Source organism: Lewinella cohaerens DSM 23179 (assembly GCF_000379805.1).
GTDB classification, from domain to species: Bacteria; Bacteroidota; Bacteroidia; order Chitinophagales; family Saprospiraceae; genus Lewinella; species Lewinella cohaerens.
In genome coordinates this window covers 1-1,746 of record NZ_KB903608.1, presented here as the reverse complement: position 1 = coordinate 1,746, position 1,746 = coordinate 1, and the positions used below count along the sequence as shown (strand labels likewise).

General features: G+C 32.5%; 1 protein-coding gene. It reads right to left on the bottom strand.

Features of this window, described 5'->3' with window-relative positions; genetic code table 11:
* Positions 1 to 311 precede the first annotated feature (311 nt).
* Positions 312 to 1,625: a hypothetical protein gene (locus tag A3EU_RS0126750; protein ID WP_020539255.1), complete on the bottom strand. Its 1,314-nt coding sequence runs from the start codon at positions 1,623 to 1,625 to the stop codon at positions 312 to 314.
* Between the last annotated feature and the right edge of the window lie 121 nt (positions 1,626 to 1,746).

Genomic DNA, 1,746 nt, shown 5'->3' with positions numbered 1-1,746 from the left:
TGCTTAAAGAAAACCTACTCCTTCACCTGGAACCTTATAGAAGCCGCCCCAGCCGCGTACGAAACCGCAAATTTATGCGCGGACAGGGACGACATATTTTTGAATATAATTATAGGTATTCTTTATGACAATTAACCCCGCGGGCGGCTATAAAACGGAGCAAGCAGTTTTCGTAATGCTAGACCTGTGCTGCTAAATTACACATTTCATTGCACCTCCAATATTACATTATTAATACATTGATTTAATGATAAAGTAAAATGGACGGACCGCTTAGCTTAATGGGGTTGAGCCATTGTTGGCTACAGTATTCAATTTTTTATTCCCGATGCAATTAATAATTCTTTAGTCTCATCATCTATATCTGAAACTTGTAATTTTTCCTTCTCAAAATCTTTCAACAATTCATAGAAGTTTGTTTCAGAATACTTGGCGAAAGTTTTTCCGCTATTTAGATTTTCGTGTATGTAATCGATAAATTCTCCATACACAAAGGATGGTTTGAAAGTTGTTAAATCAGTACCTTTTTCAGGAATCATATACCACAATGGATTATCTCCTACAGTTACACCTTTTTTAAGCAGTAGTCCATTGAAGGGGGAAAATAATCCTTTATTATATTGGGATAGAATAGGGCTTCCATATTCTATCCAATCACCTTTTTCCCTATACCAATTTGTATGGTTGTATGTACAAAAATTACAATACCATAAATAACCATTAGTAAACCAATTAACGTTCTCTCCAGGAATAGCAACAATGAAATTTTCTAATTTCTTTTTCTTTTCCACCACCTCTTTCTGAATTTTTAAAACCATACTCTTGAAATCATTTCTTCTATAGTTGTCGGATTCAATTCTGCTTAACTCTTTACTTTTTTCATTGTAAAAATCGTGAGATTCTTCCTTTAATTTTTTTACCTTCCATTTGTCTTCTTCAGTATAATCAATTAAATCTTTTCTGAAAAATTTTTCAATCGATTTCCATAATGTGTTCTTCTTTTCCTTGAAACTTAAATACTCTTGAATTTCGCTTTCCAATATTTCATATAGACCACAAACTATACTATACAAGCCAAGTTTTCTTTTATGGTTTACTTCGTTTTTTGCAACTGTCTTTTGCAAGTCAAGATATTGAAGTTGACCAACTAATGAATGTTTTTTAAATAATTCTCCCTTTTTACTGTAATAATATAGCTGAGAGTCTTTTACAGGGTCTAATATTTTAATTTCTCCTTTAAATGCTAAATCGATTTGTTCATGTTTTGGAAATTTTCTCCATTCTTCATTTCTATCTGTTGATATCTGCTCCGCCTGCTGTTCAAAATACAATTTATCCTTTTCCCTTTTTGTAATGGATTCTTTTGTCTCCCCAACTAAATTCAATATTGAATTAACTACGTTATTATAACTAACACTATATTGTTCAAAAGTTAAAATGCCTTTGATTTGATTTGATTGAAGTCTTGAATTTTCATTCTCTATAACTGTGGCTGAATTAAACAAATCGTCATCAGGAGAATATTCTTCAATAAGAAATTTCACCCCTTGGATTGCACTATTTATATCGTCTTGACTTATTTGAGCTTTTACCTCGTCAATTATTTGATTTGGTCCTTTTAGCATTTGATTTTTTTGTTTTTATTGTAGCCAACGTTTTTCGGGACATGCGAAGTTCGGAAATTTTCGGCGCAGCCGAAAAAATTTTTGAATTTCCGCATGTCCCGTGTTGTACGAGGTTCGCAGC

Excerpts from the sequence above, each read along its gene's own strand:
- A3EU_RS0126750 (WP_020539255.1), bottom strand. The coding sequence starts at position 1,625 with ATGCTAAAAGGACCAAATCAAATAATTGACGAGGTAAAAGCTCAAATA.